The sequence below is a fragment of the Oceanobacillus neutriphilus genome (genome assembly GCF_014645515.1).
GTDB lineage: Bacteria > Bacillota > Bacilli > Bacillales > Amphibacillaceae > Oceanobacillus > Oceanobacillus neutriphilus.
In genome coordinates this window covers 253,047-272,790 of sequence record NZ_BMLW01000007.1, presented here as the reverse complement: position 1 = coordinate 272,790, position 19,744 = coordinate 253,047, and the positions used below count along the sequence as shown (strand labels likewise).

The following is a 19,744-nucleotide window of genomic DNA, read 5'->3' as shown; positions in this document are numbered from 1 at the left end:
CTATTCAAAATTATTCACCCCTTTTAATGGAATGTCTAAAGAAAATACGCTGCCTTTATTGTAGGAGCTTTCAATTTTTAGTCCATAATTTTCTCCATACAGCAGTCGAAGTATACTCTGAGTACTTTTCAAACCAATTTGCCTGACTTCTTCTACATCTTCGGCTTTATCATAAATTTTCTTTTTTAGATTTTCTAATTCCATTTCTTTGATACCTAAGCCATTATCAATCACATTGATAACTAGATGATCACTTAACTTCTGGGCAGTTAATGATATTTTCAAACTGTTTTTATAATCGATATTATGTTTTATCGCATTCTCTATTAAAGGCTGTAAAATAAGCTTGGGAATAGGTATGTCTAATAAATCGTCATGAATATTAATCTCAAACTCTAATCTCTTTCCATAACGCAGCTTTTGTATTTCACAATAATTTATAAGATATTCTAGATCTACCTTTAACGGGACTAACGTATTCCCGAAATTTGTATTATATCTCATAAGCTTGGCTATTTTAACAACAATATCCGATGCATTCTCAGGATTTAATGTAATTTCATATTTAATCATTTCCAATGCGTTATATAAAAAATGCGGATTAAACTTAGCTTCTAAATGTTTAATTTCCAAGAGCCTTTTCTTTTCTGTTATTTCTTCATTTTTTTGAATGAGCTCTCTAATTTCTTCTATTTTGCTCGTATACTCCCTATAAATCACATTCAACTCATCTACAGCAGTTGATTTATTAAATACATCTTTATGATTTCCGTTAGAAATAATAGCGATTAAGGCATTCAATGGCTGTAAAGTCTTTTTAAAAATTTTAGGTATAATAACTCTTGCTATCAAAAAGATAATAAAGCTGCTAATTAACATGGTCGCCATGCCAAATATCAAGATATTTTTATACACATTGATAATGGATAAGGTGATGATATTTAATTGATTATTCATTGCAGGCTGTTTATTCATATAGAAGTAATTTTCATCTATTTTTACCAACCTTTGTTCTTTATCTATGGAGAATTTGCCAAGTGAATCAATATGATAGTTATTTGTTTTAGCAATGACATTATCGTATTGGTCTGTTATATAAACCAGTTGATTATCATCAACACTGGTATCAATAAAATCATCTATGAAAAAGACAAGATAGCCTATATTCTCACCACCATTTGATACAGCGGTTGAAAAATAATAGGAATAGCTTCTTGACTCTCCAAAAATCCGGTTATGAATAGTCTGTTCTTTATAATGGGTTTGATTTAATTCATTAGCCAAAAATCTAAGAAATACATGTCCGGAAAGAATTTTTTCATCCTCCTGATGAAAGCTTGTTGATACAATTTCTTCACTACCATTTATCAAAACAAAATCCGAAGAGATATTCCGGCTGTTTTTAAATTCATATAACAATTTATTCACCTGCGAATCTACCTCATTGTTTTCCAGCGCTTGAACAATCTCCTTATTTAACGACAGCTCTTCGATACCTTCCCTATATCCTTCAAATTCCTCTGTCAGTTCGTTTTTTAATGCATTTCCTGCTTCTCTGTTAACTTTTATAACCGAATAATTAAAGACAACATACAATGAGATTAAAAACACGGATACTAATAAGAAAATAATAATCACTGTATATTTTAAAAATGTTTTCTTTAAATAGTCTTTTATCGATTTACTCTGCTTCATGGTGAATAACTCCTGCTAATCATGATTAGATATAAAGATTGCCCTAATAACTGGAGCAACCCTTATATATCATTTCTATAAATCTACTTCCTTTTTTCCAGTAAGCTTAAAGAATATTAACAGAGATAAAATAGAAGTAACCGTTAGAATAGCTGAATATGCAGAAGCGTTACCAAAATTTCCTCTTATTACTTCTGTATAAATAGACACAGCCAGAGTTTGTGTCTCCGTTGAATACAGAATGATAGAAGCACTTAACTCTCCGAGTATGGTAACCCAGCTCATAATTGCACCAGCCAATACACCTGGCAGCATCATCGGAACAATTATTCGATAGAATGTTTTTGTTTCAGATGCTCCAAGGCTGATAGCTGCCTCTTCAATGCTGGGGCTAATTTGACTGATGATAGCGGTACTGGAGCGAATCGTGTACGGCATTCTTCTAATCACAAATGCAATAACCATAATTAAAACTGTCCCCGTAATAAATATCGGTTCATCACTAAATGCAAAAACTAAAGCTATCCCCAGTACAGATCCAGGAATGACAAACGGGAACATCGATAATGTATCTATAACAGAATTCATTAAATTCCTTTTTCGAACTGTTAGATAAGAAATAAAAATCCCGATGATAATAATGATAATAATCGCATAGAGTCCCATTTTGTAAGTGTTTATAATCGCATTTAAATCCCTGTCAAAAAGAATATTTTTATAGTTTTCAAGGGAGAGTCTGCCCGTATAGACCTGACCGCCCGCAGTCTCTAGAAATGAGGTAAAGATGACCACCAGCTGAGGCAATATCCCAATAAAGGTAATAAAATAAACAGCTATATGACTTAAAATATTTTTAGTCCCCGAAAGAGATTCTGCCTGCATTGGCTTTAACGCTGACATGGAATACGAATACTGTCTAGATAGAATCCTTTGTAATAAAAATAAAGTAACTGTAATTATTACAAAAATAGTTGCAATTGCAGCAGCAAAACCAGCATCACCGCCAACCTCACTCAAAAATTGTTGATAAATTAATACTGGCATTGTCCGGTACCCTTCACCAATTAACATTGGTGTTCCAAAATCTGCAATAACACGCATAAATACAAGTAATGAGCTTGCTAAAATGGTCGGCATAATTAATGGGATTATAATTTTTGTCATTCTTTGAAAATTTGAATACCCAAGACTTTCTGCTGCTTCTACTAAAGAATTATCAAGATTTTTCAATGCTCCCATAATATAAATAAACACAAGAGGAAATGATTGTAATGTCAGTACAAGAACAATTCCTGCAAACCCATAAATTCCATCAAAATTCAATTGAAATGTATCATTGATAAACTTGGTGATAACCCCGCTTCTCCCCAAAAGTTGAATCCAAGCGTAGGCTCCAATAAATGGCGGTGATATATAAGATACAATAACGATAATCTGAATAAATTTACTGCCGAATATTCTTATCTTTCTTAACATATAGGCTAATGGCAGCCCAATCATAACTGCCAGTATGGTACTTACAATCGTAACCTTAAAACTGTTTAATATCGTTATATAATAAAATTTCCTCTCAAAGAAATGGATAAAATGACTAAGCGTAAACGCTCCTGTTTCACTATTAAATATGCCTTTACCTAATATTAGAAAAAGAGGATAAATGATAAAGACTAACATTAGCAGAAGGATAATAACTGAGCTGATATTCCATAAATTAAACTTATTTTTTTTCATCATAACCACCTGCCTTGATTAACGTTTCCTTCGTATCGGCATGGTAGATATTAATTTTTTTACTTTTTATGTTTAAGTTAATATCTTTTCCTTCTGGTAAAATTTCTTCTTCTTCACTATCTTGAATAACCTCAACCCGCTCTCCTGAATCAAGATTTACAAAGTAATGCGTATTTAATCCAAGAAACATGGTACTGTCAATTTTACCTTTGATACCGCTTTCCTTATTGGTAATGACAAACTCCTGAGGTCTTACAGATACTAATACTTCTTGTTTGTCCACTATTTCATCCTGCTTCAAGTTATTCATTTTCACTTCATACATATCATTTAAATGGACGTATAAACCATCCTCTTTCTTCTTAATTATACCTTTTATTATATTAGAAGTTCCTATAAATTGAGATACAAATACGTTAGAAGGGCGGCTGTAGATTTCTTCAGGTTTTCCTATTTGCTGAATAATACCTTTATTCATTACTGCAATTCTATCAGAAATAGCCAGCGCTTCTTCTTGATCATGTGTAACATACACAGTCGTTATTCCAACCTCTTGCTGAATATTTTTAATAGCATTACGCATTTCAATTCTTAATTTTGCATCTAAATTGGATAACGGCTCATCCATTAACAATACTTTAGGATGGATAACAAGTGCTCTTGCTAATGCAATCCTTTGCTGTTGGCCGCCTGATAAGTTTTCAGGTTTTTTCGTTTTATGCTCCTCGATCCGAACTGTTTTTAAAATATCATTAATTCTTTCAGTCATTTCCTCTTTTCCAATTTTATTGACTTTTAATCCAAAAGCAATATTTTCTTCTACCGTCATATGTGGAAAGATAGCATAGTTCTGAAAAACCATTCCCATTTTTCTTTTATTCACAGGAATGTGATTAATTACTTTGTCATCAATTTTAATTTGACCATCATCAATGGAATGAAACCCTATGATCATTCGTAATAAAGTTGTCTTTCCACATCCAGATGGCCCCAATAAAGTAAAAAGTTCCCCTTTTCGAATATCCAGAGAAAGCTTATCAATAACTTTATCCTCTCCAAATTTTTTTACTACTTTATCTATATTAACGGAAACACTCACTTCATAATTACCTCCCTTAAAAGCATGAACGGTAACTTGTGATAATCTGCCGATACCACAAGTTACTCCCTAAATATTTTTGTTTAGCCTAGTCTAGTGATTTTTCCAGTAAATCGACATATCTTGCAGTTATCTCATCTGTATTCTCGATAACCCACATTTCATCATATTCTTCAAATAAGTTGATTTCATCCTGAGGTACCATATAATCCGCCAGTTCAATATCTTCCCTTAAAGGTCTTACTGTTAATTCCTGGCCCGCCTGCGTCTGAATTTCTTCAGAGAGAAGATAATCTACAAATTTTTGTGCGTTCTCCATGTTTTCTGCTCCTTCTATAATCTGGACTGCCTGGCCAGGGAAAATAGCTCCTTCTTCCGGGAAAACAACCTCAACTGACTCTCCATTTCTGATATAATGGACTACTGGATCTTCCCATGTTAATCCAACAACATATTCTCCATCTGCAACGCCTTTATGAACCTGACCAGAGCTTCCTTGAATTTTTCCATCCAAATTGGCTATAAATTTTTCAACGAAATCCCATGCTTCATCAGATAAAGGATCTCCGTCACCTGCTGCATATAGCATTGCCATTAAAGATTGAAAAGCAGAGCTGGAATTAACAGGATCTCCAAATGCTATTTTTCCTTTTAATTCAGGATCCAGCAAATCTTCAAAGCTAGTAATCTGTCCTTCCCCTCCAGTTAAATCTGTATTGACTATAAAAACAGTTGGATCTGCAAAAGCCGGAGAAAAATACCCTGTTTCATTTCTGAATTCCTCCATCATATTCTCATCTTCAGGAGACACATATTCTGCAAATAAGTCAGTTTTATCATGTAACATTGTTACATCTGCAGCCCATAAGATATCCCCTTGGGGATTGTTTCTTTCAGATTCGACTCTTGTCACCAGCTCTCCGGTACCAGCTGTAACGGTTTTTACTTTAATACCTGTTTCATTTTCAAAACTTGGGATAACTAATTCATTTAAGCTTTCACTTCTTGCTGTATAAACAACTAATTCCTCTCCATCTCCCGAGCTGTTATTTGAACAACCTAATAATAAAAAACTTATAACTGTAAATAATGCCATTAATTTAAGCGCTTTCATAAATTTACCTCCTGTAATGTATTTTCAACTTTATCTTAAGCGATGTTATTTTATAATTGAATCCTAAAAAAACTAAAAAACATCCGAAAATTTATACCTTATAAAAACCATACTTTTATAAGCAAAATGACTCCACCTAAAATACCACAGCTAAACAGCTGTGGTAAAAACAGAAAACCTCACTCTGAAATATTCATCTTGTTCTTTAATATAAACCTTTATAAAACATTTGCTTAAGATAAAAACAGGAATTCTAAACTGTCCTCATCTATCAGATGTACGGTCATTATTTACTTCTCTCAATACCCTGCTGATTCCCCTGATATCCTCAGGACCCGTCCGGCAGCAGCCCCCAATAATTCTTGCTCCTTTATCAGCCCAGTCAACAGCAGCACAGTCTATATGTACATGATTATCTCCAGACCACGTTTTTGTCTCTGGATCATAGTTTTCACCAGAGTTCGGATAAATGATAATAGGCTTGTTCGTACAGGTCCTTAATTCCTGAACAGCATCATTGACAAACTCTGTTGTAACACAATTTACACCCATAGCAGCGACCTGGCTGTGTGTATTTAAGAACTCTGCACATTCTCTTAATGCTGCTCCTTCACTAATATGTACAGCATCCTTCAGCGTAAACGTTATCCATGCTGATATATCAGGAAATTCTTTTAACAAATCGCAGACTACCTTTGCTTCCTGGAGCGACGGAATTGTCTCAAACGCTAATAAATCTGCACCTGCTTCAACCAAAGCTTCTATACGCGGCTTATGAAAATCATATAAAACCTGATCGCTTACTCCATAATTACCAATATACTCTGAACCATCAGCCAGATAAGCTCCATATGGTCCGACAGAACCGGCCACCAATGGATAAGGTCGATTGGATTTCCTTTCCTTCTGCCAGTACTCCTCCCGCGCCTCCTGTGCCAGCTCTACTGTTTTCCTGATTAACGCTTTTGCTTCCGCTTCGTTTATGCCGCGCTTTTTAAATCCATCTATACTGGCTTGATAGCTTGCTGTGATAGCAATATCCGCACCAGCAGCAAAATAAGCATAATGAACCTTTCTGATTTTTTCAGGCTCATCCAGCAAAACCCGGGCAGACCATAAAGGATCGTCCAGATTACAATCCAGCTTTTCTAATTCTGTGGCCAATGCCCCGTCTAAAATTAACGTTTCAAATTGATTCAGCAATGGATCAATTGGATTTATTTTTGTCATTCTCTGCATCCTCCGTTCATTCTATATACTAGCTTACCGTATTTTATTAGTTCTGCAAATCCATTCGGCAAGCATGTTATTTTAAATGCTGCGTTGAATCAGGTTTCTAATAAGACAACCTTTTCATGCTCCTCCAGCTTTTCAGAAAATATAACTGCGCATTACGTGTAAATTATGCCGCACAGTGGTATGTTATAAATAAAAAGATAGTGAGGGATTATATATGAAGCTGGTACTGATTAGACATGGTCAAAGCGAATGGAATCTGGCCAATCTTTTTACCGGATGGACAGATGTAGATTTAACAGAGCATGGAGCTGCAGATGCAAAGCATGCAGGACAAACACTGAAGCAGCATGGATTCCATTTTGATGTAGCTTATACATCCTATTTAAAAAGAGCTATTAAAACACTCAATTATGTATTGGAGGAAACAGACAGTTTATGGATTCCTGTACATAAATCCTGGAAGCTGAATGAAAGACATTACGGCGCATTACAGGGATTGAATAAACAGGAAGTTGCTGAAAAATACGGAGCCGATCAGGTGCATATCTGGCGCCGCAGTTTCGATGTAGCTCCGCCATTTTTAGAAAAGGAAGATGAACGTTATCCCGGGCATGAAGAAAAGTATAAAGAAATACCGGAGGACAAAATCCCTCTTGGTGAGAGTCTGGAAACAACCATTGCACGCGTTATTCCTTATTGGGAGGAAGAAATTAAGCCGGCAGTAAAAGCAGGAAAAAGTGTGATTATTGCAGCACATGGAAACAGCTTAAGAGGCTTAATGAAATACCTTGAGGATATCAGTGATGAGGATATTATAAATGTATCCATTCCTACTGGTGTTCCGCTTGTTTATGAGTTAGATGACAATTTAGTACCTGTTTCAAAATATTTTATAGATCAGGAAGAATAGCCTTAAAATAAAACTTCATTCAGCATAGGGATTATCAACTATGCTGAATGAAGTTTTTTATTATAATTTTACACATGTTGTTATCCGGTAAAATTTGAACTGCTCATCAAAAAATAGTTGATGCAGCTACCGGTTAACGGACAGCCTTAAGAGCTGCTTGAAGCTCCTCCAGACCTGACCGCTTTTAATAACCGCATATTTTGGGCAGCTGTCCCCTTATAATTTTGAATACCATAAGAATTTGCCAATCTGGAACGATTCGTAAAGCTGGAATCCTCTCCTATCGATTTCAAGTAATCTACGATTGAATTTGTTTTGCTATCTCCTGCTGAAGAGCTGCCTTGATTACCGGAGCCTCCTCCAGAACGGATTGCATTTAATAGTCTTGTATTCTGCGCCGCTGTTCCCTTATAATTTTGGATACCATAAGATTTAGCCAGCTTGGAACGATTGGAAAAACTGGAATCCTTTCCTATCGATTTTAAATAGTCTACAATCGAATTCGTTTTACCTGCATTTGATGAAGAGCTTCCCGTATTATTATTAGAACCATTAGAATTACCAGAGGAGCCTGAGCCGCTTTTTGAGGATAATTGAAATACTCTCGCAATCCCTCTTGCATGTCCTAAAGCGATTTGTTCCAGAAATGCATCTGATTTCAATTTTGCAGCATCTGATGCATGATCAATAAAACCATTTTCCGTTAAAATAGCTGGCATGACTGATTCCCGCAGTACATGAAAATTAGCTTGCTTTCTGCCGCGGTTTTGAAGGTTTACCTACTTTATTATTTCTTCATGCATGATTTGCCGGTATTTTCCTGTTGTTCCCTGATTGGAAAGGCCCGAATAAATATAATCCTCGTAGCCCGCTCCTCCTCCAGCGTTAATATGAATAGAAACAAAATAATCTGCACCCCACTGGTTCGCATCATTCGTCCGTGCTGTCAGCGATACAGTACTATCTGTCGAACGGCTCATCCGGATTTGATGCCCCTGATAACTGTTGTTCAAGATATTTCGTATTTTCAAAGCAATTGCTAAGGTTACATGCTTTTCTTGCAATCCTTGTCCTACAGCTCCTGTATCACTTCCTCCATGTCCGGGATCCAAGTAGATTTTCACCATTTATATAATCCTCCCTTCTTTTTAAGATATAAAAAAAAGAGCTTGCCCGTATAGACATGCTCCTCACGATATTTGCTGATTTTCTAATAATAAAGGGGATTTATCTCTAATTTTTATAGAAAAAGCCCGCAGAACTTTCTGCAGGCTTTCAAAAAATAGATAATAGTCTTTATTTCGCACTAACTAAAATTTTAGATTGGCTCTTATCGTTAAGCAATAATTCAAATCCTTCTTCTACAACATTATCTAATTTAATTTTATTGGTCACTACTTTTTCAGCAGGAATTTGTCCGCTGGCAATCAGGTTGATCACACGATCGTAGATATTGGAATAGGCCAGAGAGAATTTAATGGTTGCTTCTTTAACTGTAGAAGCAAAGGCATTAATTTCCGGATTTTGTCCAAAAATGGCAACCACACAAACAGTACCTGTACGTTTGATAGCCTCCAGACAGGTATCAAATGTCGGCTGTACGCCTGCACATTCTAATGCCACATCAACACCATCACCATTGGTATCTTCCATAATTATACCAATCACATCATCTTCCATTGGATTTAATGCTTTTACAAATCCAAAAGACTCTGCTAACGCTAAACGTTCTTTCGAAACATCACTGACGAATACTTTACTTGCACCAGCTGCACGAGCTGAGAGGACTGTTAATAGACCAATTGGACCTGCGCCGGTAACTAGTACAGCGTCACCAGCTTTCACACCTGCTGAATCTACACCATGATAGGTTACAGCAGTCGGTTCGACAAGTGCTGCCTGTTCTAAAGTCATATTATCCGGGATTTGGTGACAATATTGTTCATCCATAACACAGTATTCTGCAAATCCGCCATCATCAGCAAGTCCGATAAATGCTGCATTACTATTTCTGCAAAGATGATAATTCCCTTCGCGGCATTCCTTACACTCTCCACAGCGGAGGTTCGGTTCGATACAAACACGGTCGCCCGGTTCAAATGCTGTTACATCGCTGCCTACTTCCGTTACTGTTCCACTGAACTCATGGCCCAATGTCAGTGGAGCTTGTCTTTTTGATATTGGATGCTCCTCTGTCGGAATACCAATAAAATGAGAATAAGCATGTAAATCTGAACCGCAAATTCCTGTCCAGGCTACTTCTACTTTCACATCTTTTGCACCAACTTCTTTTACTTCGACATCCTCCACACGGACATCTTTTTCAGCGTAAATTCTTGCTGCTTTCATAAAAAATCTCTCTCCCATTCTACAAATAAATTATGAAAGGCAGAGCTTGCTTTCCTTAAACGGAAGGGTCTTACTAGTCTATATTTACCTGATCCTTCTGGCGAATACACTCTGTCTACGATTCTATTATACTACCCGCCCAATATGGATGCACTCAAAAAGCACCATCCTCTACAGAACAGTAACTCATCATAGTAATATTGCTTTGAAATCCTTCCTCCGCAATCCTTTTTTATAAATTCCTTTTTAACATTTCTCCAACCTGTGCAGCGATGGTTTCCATGTCCCCCTCAATTTCTTCTAAAACATAGGATTCCAACACGCCCATAACCGCTGTTCCCAGGAATTTCAAAATAATCTTCCGGTCTATATTGTTAGATAATGCAGATGCTTCCAGTTTTTTATCGACTTCTTCCATAATAAAATGCAGCAGTTTATTACGGAAAGAAACTGTGCTAGTGCCCTGAAATAAGGAAGTAAAAAATAATTTACGGTCTTCAAAATATCCGAACCAGATAATTGTCCCTTCTATCAGCCCTTTATCCTTTTTTTGATCACAAATTTCTCCTAATTCCTCTAAATGCTCCTCAACGATTTTATCTAGTAAATCGTATTTATCTATATAATGTAAATAAAAAGTTTTTCTGCTCAAATCAGCCCGTTCAGTGATATCTTTTATCGTAACAGACTCAAACCCATCCTCATAAAGTATATCTATAAAAGCTCTGCGAATAGCTTTCTGTGATTTCATAATCCTTCTATCCATTTTTCCTGTCATAGTTTATCCCCTTTTATTTCACACATTTTCTGGTATGTGTATTAGTTTACATATACAAACAGATGGTTATTGAATCCTTTCTTTATAACCTTTATATTAGTCTACACACGGTAATTAAGTAACACAAGTGTAATTTCATTATTGGAGGGTCTTATCTATGAAATTCAGTAAAAAATCCATTACGTTTCTGTCCAACGGCATACAAGTAGCTGGTATTTTAAATACACCCGAAAATGCGGACAGGATAAATCCGGCTCTTGTCTGTGTACATCCAGGAAGCAGCTGCAAAGAGCAGACAGCAGGGATTTATGCAGAAAAATTTGCTGAGCTCGGTTATATCACCATTGTATTTGATGCTTCCTATCAAGGAGAAAGTGGAGGGGAACCACGCTATACAGAGGATCCTTACGCCCGTGTAGAAGACATTCGCTCCGCGGTAGACTATCTAACAACATTAGACAATGTGGATAATGACCGTATTGGAGTACTTGGTGTATGTGCCGGCGGCGGTTATGCAGCTAACGCGGCTATGACCGAAAAACGTATTAAGGCTGTCGGTGCTGTTGCCAGTGCTAATATTGGAAGATTATACCGTGAACAAAATCCAATTCAGACACTGGAGCAAATCGGCAAGCAGCGGACCGCTGAAGCAAATGGCTCAGAGCCAATGATTACTCAATGGATTCCAGAAAGTCAGAAGGAAAGAGAAGAAGCAGGCATCAACGATATCGATATTAAAGAAGCAATTGATTATTACAAGACACCAAGAGGGCAAAGTCCGAACTCTCCAAACAAATTAAAATTCACAAGTATGGAAAAAGTAATCGCATTTGACGCTTTTCATTTAGCTGATCAGCTGCTTACTCAGCCGCTGCAAATTATCGTTGGCGATGTTAAAGGCGGCTTCGGTTCTTATTATGATGGCCACAAGCTGTATGAAAAAGCCGCTTCTAAAGATAAGGAAATCCTTGTTCTTGAAGGAGTAACTCATTATGATTTATACGATCAGACCGACCCAGTAACAAAAGCCGTTGATAAGCTGAAAGATTTCTATAAAAAACATCTTTAGACTAAAAAAACTCGTATCCGCAGATACGAGTTTTTTATACTTATTTTAGTTTCCTTCATTTAAATCAATTGCCTGCTTCAAAACCTTATCACCCTGCATCATTCCATAAGCCATCTGATCAATAACAGCAACCTTTACACCCTGCGGCTCCAGGCTTTCTTTAATTTTACCTTCCAGATAACGGACTTGCGGACCAATAAGAACAACCTGTAAGGCTTCAAGATGATTCTTCAGCTGTGACTCTGCTACTGCTTCAATGTCTGCTTCAAAGTTCTGTTTTTCTGCAGCTTCCTTCATCTTCTTCACAAGCATTGACGTAGACATTCCTGCTGAGCAAACTAAACGTATTTTCATATTACTTCTCCTCCAGACGATTAATTTTTTTATGCATATCTATCATTTCAACGGCTAAATCCTTTACCGTTAAAGCATTCATTAAATGATCCTGCGCATGAATCAGAATAACAGAAAGCTCGGTTGTTTTTCCATTTGCCTCATCATGTAAAAGATCTGTTTGCATATGATGAGCTTCAGCAAATGCTTCATCAGCTGATTCCATCTTTTTAGCTGCTTCCTCAAATTTTCCTTTTTTAGCCAGAATCAAAGCCTCCATCGCATCTGATTTTGCATTCCCGGCATGCAAGATAATTTGAAACGAAAGCATTTGTACTTCTTCTTTTGTCATACTTATTGACCTCCCATTTTCTCTTTCATTGCACGTACACCTGCCATTACAAATGGAACGTATAGCAGTATAGCGACTGTTAAGTTGACCAGCTGAAGGATAATTCCTTTAACACTTCCACCAGTTACTAAGTAACCGCTCAATATCGGCGGGATATTCCATGGAACAATTGCTACAGTTTTTGGCACAAGTCCCCATGATAAGGCAAAGTATGAAATAATAGTCAAGGTAACAGGCACGATAATAAACGGAATTAAGAATACTGGATTTAGCACAATTGGTAACCCAAAAATTACTGGCTCATTAATGTTAAAAAGTCCTGCAGGTGCGGATAATTTCGCTACCTCACGATATGGATGATTCTTTTCCCGGCGAATCACGATAAATATTGCTATTAATAATGCCAGTGTAGTTCCTGACCCACCCATGAAGACAAAGGAATCCAAGAATGGTTTTGTAACAATGTTCGGCACATCGAACGCGGACATCCCCTGTTGGAACAGGTTTGCATTTTGTTCGATGAGCGGCAGATAAACCGGCTCAATAACAGATCCAATAATATTTGTACCATGCAAGCCAAAGAACCACAGTAAATGATTTAAGAATGCAACAACTAACGCTGCCGGCAGTGTATTTCCAAGTCCTTGCAGCGGCTCTTGAATAAGATTAAAAATAACTTCAAAAACACTTATTTCTACAAATACGCTTACAATTGCCTGGAACAAACCTACAAATGCAAGAATAATCATTGCCGGAATTAATGCAGCAAAGGAGCGGGTTACACCCTCTGGTACTCCTTCAGGCATTTTAATTGTGATATTTGCCTGAATAAGCAGACGAAATAGTTCTGTTACAATAAGCGCCACAATAATTGCTACAAAAAGTCCCTGCGTTCCCAGCCAGTTCATATTCAGACCAAAATCCTCTGTAACAGGTACGAGCATAATATATGAAGCTATCGATATTAAACCGGCAGATAATCCATCTACTTCATAGGACTTAGCTAAATTATAAGCTATCGTAAACGAAATGAGTAGTCCAATAACTGCAAACGTGGCATTCCAGATGCTGCCTCCAACGGTCTGCCAGTTTCCATCTCCAAAAATATTGTTTAAAATATCAACAATACTAAAGCTTCCGAACGCAGGAAAATTATTAATTAAAACAGCTAATGAACCTATAATGATTAAAGGCATTGTTGCTACAAAACCGTCACGAATAGCGACTAAATGACGTTGTGAACCAATACGACCAGCAATTTCAATAAATTTTTGCATAAATGTATTATTCATCTTTCTTCCCCCTACCGGTTAAATTGTGGTAAATAATCTTTATGTGCTTCTATAAGTTCATCTAAAACAACTTTTGCTTTCTTCTCATCCTGAATCAATGGATTTACTAAAAATGCATTATAGGCATCCTCATAATCCCCTGAAATACTCGCTTTAATTACCAGCTCTTCCATTGCTTTCATATTCTGGATCATTCCCCGCATCGGTGCAGGAATTTTACCGATTGTGATTGGTTTTGGCCCATTCTTTGTGATGACACAATTTGCTTCAATCACTGCATCATAAGGTAATTCAGGAATAGTACCATGATTCCATGTATTTACCGTTTGGATATCTTCTTTATTATTATATATGGAATCCATCAAACTGCAGGCAACCTGGCTGTAAAAAGCACCGCCCCGCTTTTCCAATTCTTCCGGTTTTTCCCGGAGACTTTCCTGCTTATACAGCTCGAAAAGGGATGCTTCTAATTCTTGAACAATTTCTGCACGTGTCCCATTTTCTTCATAAGCTTTTAAATCCTTCTCCAATACTGTTTCTGACTGGAAATAGTATTGATGATATGGGTTTGGCAACAGCTTGGTAGATTTAATAAATGTTTCTGACCAATCTAAAGGCATAATATTCGCCGGGCTGTAATCAAACTCCTTTTGAATCAGCTTCTGGAATACATCCTCTGTTCGATCCTTGCCATCGACATAGACACGATCTCCAAATACAAAATGATTTAACCCGATAAATCGAATTAATACATCCTCTGGAGGCACTTGTAATAATTCAGCTGTAGAATGACGCATATTAAACGGAATATTGCAGACACCAATCACCTTTTTATGTGCTGAGTGGTTAAGCAGTGCTTCCGTAACCATGCCTGCCGGATTTGTAAAGTTAATCATCCAGGCATCCGGACATAGCTCGTTTACTTCCTCAGCCACTTCCATCAAGACTGGAATTGTTCGAAACGCTTTCATAATTCCGCCAGCACCGTTTGTTTCCTGTCCAATTAAACCATGCTTTAGCGGAATACGTTCATCCTGAGCTCTTGCAGCTAATCCGCCAACCCGAATCTGTGTGGAAACAAAATCTGCGCCTTGTAAAGCCGATCTCCTGTCCAAAGTCCAGGTTAATTTAATATTCACTTTGGCTTCTTCAATCATCCGGTTTCCCAGCTGGCAAATTGTCTCTACCTTTTCCCGACCTTCTTCAACATCAACCAGGACAATTTCTGAAACCGGAAATGTGGGCTGTCTTTGAATAAGACCTTCTAAAATTTCCGGAGTATAACTGGATCCTCCACCGATAATTACTACTTTTAAAGACATGATTGATTGCTCCTTTATTTCTATTTTGTAATCGCTTTAATTGTTTTTTGAATTAATTCGATTTAAATGTATCATACAAATATTTATTTGTCTATACAAAATAAAATAAATTTGTAATAACAATTGTTTTTTTATTTATTATCTTGTAAACTATCCTTATAACAGAATCTTTCATTACCTGTTTTCACCAATAATCATTTGGATATGACAGCTATAGTAAGTCTTTAGTCCTATTCAATGTTTTATCCCTTGTACTTTTACACTTAAAAGGGTATGATTTTTTAAAAGTGTCGTTAAAGGAGTACGGAACCTATGGAGAGAAACCAATCACTACACACTTATATCAAGGAAGAATTGTTACATCGTATTAAAACAAACCAATACCAGCCTGGTGAAAAAATTCCTCCTGAATTGGAATTATGTAAAAATTTTAATGTAAGCCGTACCACCGTTCGTACTGCATTAAATCAGCTTACGTTAGAGGGGTATTTATTACGTCAGCAAGGGCGGGGTACTTTTGTGGCGGACAAGAAAGTAAACCAGGCCTTATCACAAACCATCAGACGGTATAGTGATCAATTAGCCGACCAGGGTAAACATCCGGAAATTGAGGTATCAGATATTTCTGTCGTTGCCGCAAATGAATTATTATCTAATCAATTAAACGTAAACCTGCAGGACCCCATTCAACGTATCGAACGTATCCGTAAAGCGAATGGAGAGCCGACGCAGTACGAAGTAGCTTATGTTCCCTGGTCTGTTGCCCCTGGAATTACAATAGAACACGCTGGTCATTCTTTATACAAATCATTAGATGAGTTCTTTGATGTATGGATTGCAAAAACATCAGAAAATATTGAAATAGCCTTTGCAGATGAACAGATATGCAAATTCTTAGAATGCGAACAAGGACTTCCCTGCTTTTATATTGAAACATTGGCTGAGGATAAACATGGGAATAAAGTCGAATTTTCCAGATCCTTCTTTCGGGGAGATAAGACTAACTTTTCTATTGAACGTTCCTATAACAAGGAAGAACCAAAAGCGTAATACACCGTTACTCCTTAGCTAGCGCTATTCGGGAGCGGTATAACGCCCGGCGTTTAAAGGTGGACATAGTTATTCCCAAATAAGAATTCAATCATAAAAACTATTATTTTTTCTTATTTAACTACAAATCTATCAGGAGTGTTTTTTATGAGAATAGAAATTAATGCAGATGATTTCGGATTGACAAAAGGTGTTACAGATGGGATCATCCAGGCACATCAAAACGGCTGTGTTACATCAACAACATTAATGATGAATGGACTTGCCACCGGTTATGCTGTAGAAAAGGCAAAGGAAAATCCCGATTTAAAAATTGGAATTCATCTTGTATTAACCTGGGGAACCCCTCTCCACCCATCTGTTCCGAATCTGGTAAAAGCAGATGGAACCTTTAAATTCACCAGCGGTTTTCGTGATATGGAGGCTCCAAATCTTTCCGAGGTTGAATCAGAATGGCGTGCGCAGCTGGATGCTTATACAGCTACAGGCCTAACACTGGATCATATCGACAGCCATCATCATGTTCACGGCTGGCTTCCTTTAAAAAACCTGGTTATTCAGCTCGCTAAAGAATATAATGTCCCTGTACGGTATGTTGATTCTTTAGCAGACCACCCGGAAATATGCTGGACGGATAAACTATGGACAGGCTTTTACAAAGAGGGTGTCACCGATAATTTATTCGATGTCCTTCAAAAAGAAAATGTACAATCCATTGAAGTGATGACGCATCCAGGACAAGTGGATGAAGATTTGAAAAAGGTCAGCTCATATACGGATGACCGTGAGAAGGAAATAGAAATCCTTAACAGAATAGAAATTCCTGATTGGATAAAATAAAAAGAAATCCAAACATCTATCAGCATTCTTCCAATAGAATCTGAGGAGTTTGGATTTCTTTTTTATTTGGATGATTTCTTATGTGAACAAATAGCTGATGATTGCCAAAAGTAAAGAAAAGCCCATGATACAGCTCACGATCAGAAAATGCCTCTGGCGCCCCATAACGACTACAGCAATATATTCTCTGACCATTGCGTTCGGCCAATAATAAAATGCTGTTTTTGAACCAATTCCCTGACTGTCTAAACCTGCTTTTCTTGCATAAATCCCGGCTCGGAACAGATGAAAATTATTTGTCGCAAAAATACTCTGATACTTACCTTCCCCATCCATTTTATCCATGATTTTTTTAGAAAATCTCATATTTTCATATGTGCTGACAGATTTGTTCTCCTGAATCGTGTCTTCGATTGGTATCCCTTTCTCCACTGCATACCTCTGCATTGCTTCCGCTTCAGAAATACCCTCATCAGGTCCCTGTCCACCGGAAAAAATAATTTTAGGAGGATCTGTAACTTCTTTCTGCCGATGATAAAAATCAATCGCTTTATCAATTCTGCTTGCCAATAATGGCGGGACACGATCATTGATTAACCCGCTGCCCAACACGATAATGAAATCCTGGTTCCGCTTCGGCCTGTTCCATTGATTCAATCCGTAGGCTGTCAAAAAATTAAACATATGTAATAACACATAAACAACAACCAATCCAGCTCCTCCAAAAAGCGGCTGTAAATACTCCGGGAAAAACTGTTCCGGATTAACGATATTAATAATAATTAAAGTAAGTATGGCGATGGCCATGATTAACGTTAACGAATTCCTAAACCTTTTTCCTTCCTTATCCATCAGCACTTTTGCATTATAAAATAAGCCGGCAATTAACGCGAGCACCCCAAACGGTATCAGCACAATTAATAGTATTAACGGGAAAGCTAATACCACATATTGATAGGGTCCGTCGATGTAAATATAAAAGAATGCACAAAAGAAAAAGAATGTGATTAAAAATCCATTAAACAAAAGCCCATTAATTAGTTTACGGGGATCCCGTAAATAACTGATTAGAAAAAGAATTAAAAACAACAACGGTATGGAAGCAATAAAATATAACAAATAAACTCACCTCTTTTTAATCTCCAGATTGGCGGCTCCCTCATCTGAAATTATGAGATTCTTTTATTATAAGCTTTTATACACTTGAAATCACTATTTGTCTTAGGTGTTTTTTGTGGTAGGATGGATATCTACAAGACATACCGAAATCCGGGTTATTGTTGGATAAGCTAACATGAATTACAAAAGCAGATGCCCAGCAGAATAAATAGGCATACCCAGTCAACACTAATACGCAACGGAGGATTTTTCATGAATAAATTAAAATTTTTCATATCTTTTTTTATACTTTTCTTCCTTTTAACAGCCTGCACACAATCTCCTGACGACAATACAGGAAGACCTCATTCTATGAGGGAGACTGCTCTGACAGTTAAAGACACTGATGGATTCACCCCAAAAGTGACCGTGGCTGCAATTGGAGATATTTTAATTCATGACCGCGTCTATGACGATGCCCGAAATGGAGAAAAATATGATTTCAAACCGATGCTTGCTGAAATTGCAGATTATTTAAGAGACCCCGATATCACTGTTGCCAATCAGGAAACAATTATGGGTGGTGAATCAATTGGTTTATCCGGATACCCCAGCTTCAACAGTCCACTTGAAATTGGAGATGATTTACAAGATGCCGGTATCGATATGATAACCATGGCAAATAACCATACTTTAGACAGAGGCGAAGAGGCAATCCAAAATGCAATTGCCTATTATGAAGAAATTGGCATGCCTTACACCGGAAGTTTTAAAAGCGAAGAAGATCAAGCTGAAATTAGAGTTTTAGAAACCGATCAGGATATTTCTATTGCTTTCCTAAGCTATACATATGGAACAAACGGCATATCGGTGCCCGCCGGGAAACCTTATCTCGTTAATTTGATTGACCGCAAGCAGATAAAGGAAGAAGTTGAAAAAGCAAATGAGCTTGCAGATGTAACCATTGTCAGCTTACATTTTGGTGAGGAAGAAGAGAGAATGCCTAATCAGGAGCAGAAGGACTTAGCACAGTATGCTGCTGATCTTGGTGTGGATGTCGTGATTGGCAATCATCCACATGTTCTCCAGCCAATCGAATGGCTCGAAGGAACAGAAGGAAACAAAACATTAGTTGCGTATTCTTTAGGAAACTTCCTGTCAGGACAATATCAGTTTTACAATCGAATTGGCGGTATTTTTGAATTTGATCTGGTAAAAGAGGAAGATGATGTGCGTGTCAATGCCCCACGTTTTCTGCCAACCTTTGTAGAGTTTGAAGAAGATGGAGATACCATGTCAAATATCCAAGTAGTTCCATTAGAAAAAGCATCCGAGGAACAAATCGAGGATCGGGATGAAGTTATGTCCGAAATAAAATCCCATATGACACAATGGATGCCTGAGCTGGATTGGATCGGATTATCCGACTAAATACTAGCATGGAAGGGAGGATTCTTTTTACAAGAACTCCTC

Annotated in this window: 18 protein-coding genes and 1 pseudogene; 5 read left to right on the top strand and 14 right to left on the bottom strand. The window is 37.2% G+C overall.

Going from position 1 to position 19,744, the window contains the following annotated elements:
* The 5 genes from IEX29_RS13505 to mmuM form a co-directional block, all read right to left on the bottom strand.
* A complete protein-coding gene (locus IEX29_RS13505) occupies nt 1–1,695 on the bottom strand; it encodes a sensor histidine kinase (RefSeq protein ID WP_188734911.1) in 1,695 nt (564 codons plus the stop codon).
* Nucleotides 1,696–1,770: 75 nt separating this feature from the next.
* Complete coding sequence (locus IEX29_RS13500) at nt 1,771–3,429, bottom strand: ABC transporter permease (RefSeq protein ID WP_308423643.1); 1,659 nt, start codon at nt 3,427–3,429, stop codon at nt 1,771–1,773.
* The gene (locus tag IEX29_RS13495) at nt 3,413–4,525 is read right to left on the bottom strand and encodes an ABC transporter ATP-binding protein (protein WP_188734910.1); all 1,113 of its coding nucleotides are present in this window, start codon (nt 4,523–4,525) and stop codon (nt 3,413–3,415) included. Before IEX29_RS13495 ends, IEX29_RS13500 begins: the two co-directional genes overlap by 17 nt.
* Nucleotides 4,526–4,613: 88 nt before the next feature.
* Nucleotides 4,614–5,639, bottom strand: a complete 1,026-nt coding sequence (locus IEX29_RS13490) for an extracellular solute-binding protein (RefSeq protein ID WP_188734909.1) — start codon at nt 5,637–5,639, stop codon at nt 4,614–4,616.
* Nucleotides 5,640–5,903: 264 nt separating this feature from the next.
* Nucleotides 5,904–6,869 carry a homocysteine S-methyltransferase gene (gene mmuM, locus IEX29_RS13485; RefSeq protein ID WP_188734908.1) on the bottom strand — a complete coding sequence of 322 codons (966 nt, stop codon included), beginning with the start codon at nt 6,867–6,869 and terminating at the stop codon, nt 5,904–5,906.
* A gap of 223 nt (nt 6,870–7,092) precedes the next feature.
* Between mmuM and gpmA the strand changes: the two genes are divergently transcribed.
* Nucleotides 7,093–7,788: a 2,3-diphosphoglycerate-dependent phosphoglycerate mutase gene (gpmA, locus tag IEX29_RS13480; RefSeq protein ID WP_188734907.1), complete on the top strand. Its 696-nt coding sequence runs from the start codon at nt 7,093–7,095 to the stop codon at nt 7,786–7,788.
* Between the two features lie 146 nt (nt 7,789–7,934).
* On the opposite strand, the gene IEX29_RS26745 is transcribed toward gpmA, so the two are convergent.
* The 4 genes and pseudogenes from IEX29_RS26745 to IEX29_RS13460 form a co-directional block, all read right to left on the bottom strand.
* A complete protein-coding gene (locus tag IEX29_RS26745) occupies nt 7,935–8,093 on the bottom strand; it encodes a hypothetical protein (RefSeq protein WP_268239054.1) in 159 nt (52 codons plus the stop codon).
* 273 nt (nt 8,094–8,366) lie between these two features.
* Nucleotides 8,367–8,915: pseudogene (locus IEX29_RS13470) on the bottom strand (N-acetylmuramoyl-L-alanine amidase family protein); the annotation flags it as partial.
* 169 nt (nt 8,916–9,084) lie between these two features.
* Complete coding sequence (locus tag IEX29_RS13465) at nt 9,085–10,137, bottom strand: 2,3-butanediol dehydrogenase (RefSeq protein ID WP_188734906.1); 1,053 nt, start codon at nt 10,135–10,137, stop codon at nt 9,085–9,087.
* 232 nt (nt 10,138–10,369) lie between these two features.
* Nucleotides 10,370–10,915 carry a TetR/AcrR family transcriptional regulator gene (locus tag IEX29_RS13460; RefSeq protein WP_188734905.1) on the bottom strand — a complete coding sequence of 182 codons (546 nt, stop codon included), beginning with the start codon at nt 10,913–10,915 and terminating at the stop codon, nt 10,370–10,372.
* Between the two features lie 157 nt (nt 10,916–11,072).
* On the opposite strand from IEX29_RS13460, the gene IEX29_RS13455 reads away from it, so the two are divergent.
* Nucleotides 11,073–11,984, top strand: coding sequence for an alpha/beta hydrolase (locus tag IEX29_RS13455; protein WP_188734904.1), 912 nt, complete (start codon nt 11,073–11,075; stop codon nt 11,982–11,984).
* A gap of 45 nt (nt 11,985–12,029) precedes the next feature.
* On the opposite strand, the gene IEX29_RS13450 is transcribed toward IEX29_RS13455, so the two are convergent.
* The 4 genes from IEX29_RS13450 to IEX29_RS13435 are packed head-to-tail and all read right to left on the bottom strand — an operon-like array spanning nt 12,030 to nt 15,283.
* On the bottom strand, nt 12,030–12,338 hold the full coding sequence (locus IEX29_RS13450; protein ID WP_188734903.1) for a PTS sugar transporter subunit IIB: 309 nt from the start codon (nt 12,336–12,338) through the stop codon (nt 12,030–12,032).
* 1 nt (nt 12,339) lies between these two features.
* Nucleotides 12,340–12,669, bottom strand: a complete 330-nt coding sequence (locus IEX29_RS13445) for a PTS lactose/cellobiose transporter subunit IIA (protein ID WP_188734902.1) — start codon at nt 12,667–12,669, stop codon at nt 12,340–12,342.
* Nucleotides 12,670–12,671: 2 nt separating this feature from the next.
* Nucleotides 12,672–13,961: a PTS sugar transporter subunit IIC gene (locus tag IEX29_RS13440; RefSeq protein ID WP_188734901.1), complete on the bottom strand. Its 1,290-nt coding sequence runs from the start codon at nt 13,959–13,961 to the stop codon at nt 12,672–12,674.
* An 11-nt stretch (nt 13,962–13,972) separates the two neighbouring features.
* On the bottom strand, nt 13,973–15,283 hold the full coding sequence (locus IEX29_RS13435) for a 6-phospho-beta-glucosidase (protein WP_229720218.1): 1,311 nt from the start codon (nt 15,281–15,283) through the stop codon (nt 13,973–13,975).
* Nucleotides 15,284–15,595: 312 nt separating this feature from the next.
* On the opposite strand from IEX29_RS13435, the gene IEX29_RS13430 reads away from it, so the two are divergent.
* Both IEX29_RS13430 and chbG read left to right on the top strand, forming a co-directional pair.
* Nucleotides 15,596–16,333, top strand: coding sequence for a GntR family transcriptional regulator (locus IEX29_RS13430; RefSeq protein WP_188734900.1), 738 nt, complete (start codon nt 15,596–15,598; stop codon nt 16,331–16,333).
* 147 nt (nt 16,334–16,480) lie between these two features.
* On the top strand, nt 16,481–17,173 hold the full coding sequence (gene chbG / locus IEX29_RS13425; RefSeq protein ID WP_188734899.1) for a chitin disaccharide deacetylase: 693 nt from the start codon (nt 16,481–16,483) through the stop codon (nt 17,171–17,173).
* A 78-nt stretch (nt 17,174–17,251) separates the two neighbouring features.
* On the opposite strand, the gene IEX29_RS13420 is transcribed toward chbG, so the two are convergent.
* Complete coding sequence (locus tag IEX29_RS13420) at nt 17,252–18,292, bottom strand: YdcF family protein (protein ID WP_188734898.1); 1,041 nt, start codon at nt 18,290–18,292, stop codon at nt 17,252–17,254.
* Between the two features lie 252 nt (nt 18,293–18,544).
* Between IEX29_RS13420 and IEX29_RS13415 the strand changes: the two genes are divergently transcribed.
* Nucleotides 18,545–19,702, top strand: coding sequence for a CapA family protein (locus tag IEX29_RS13415; RefSeq protein ID WP_188734897.1), 1,158 nt, complete (start codon nt 18,545–18,547; stop codon nt 19,700–19,702).
* The last annotated feature ends 42 nt before the right edge of the window (nt 19,703–19,744 follow it).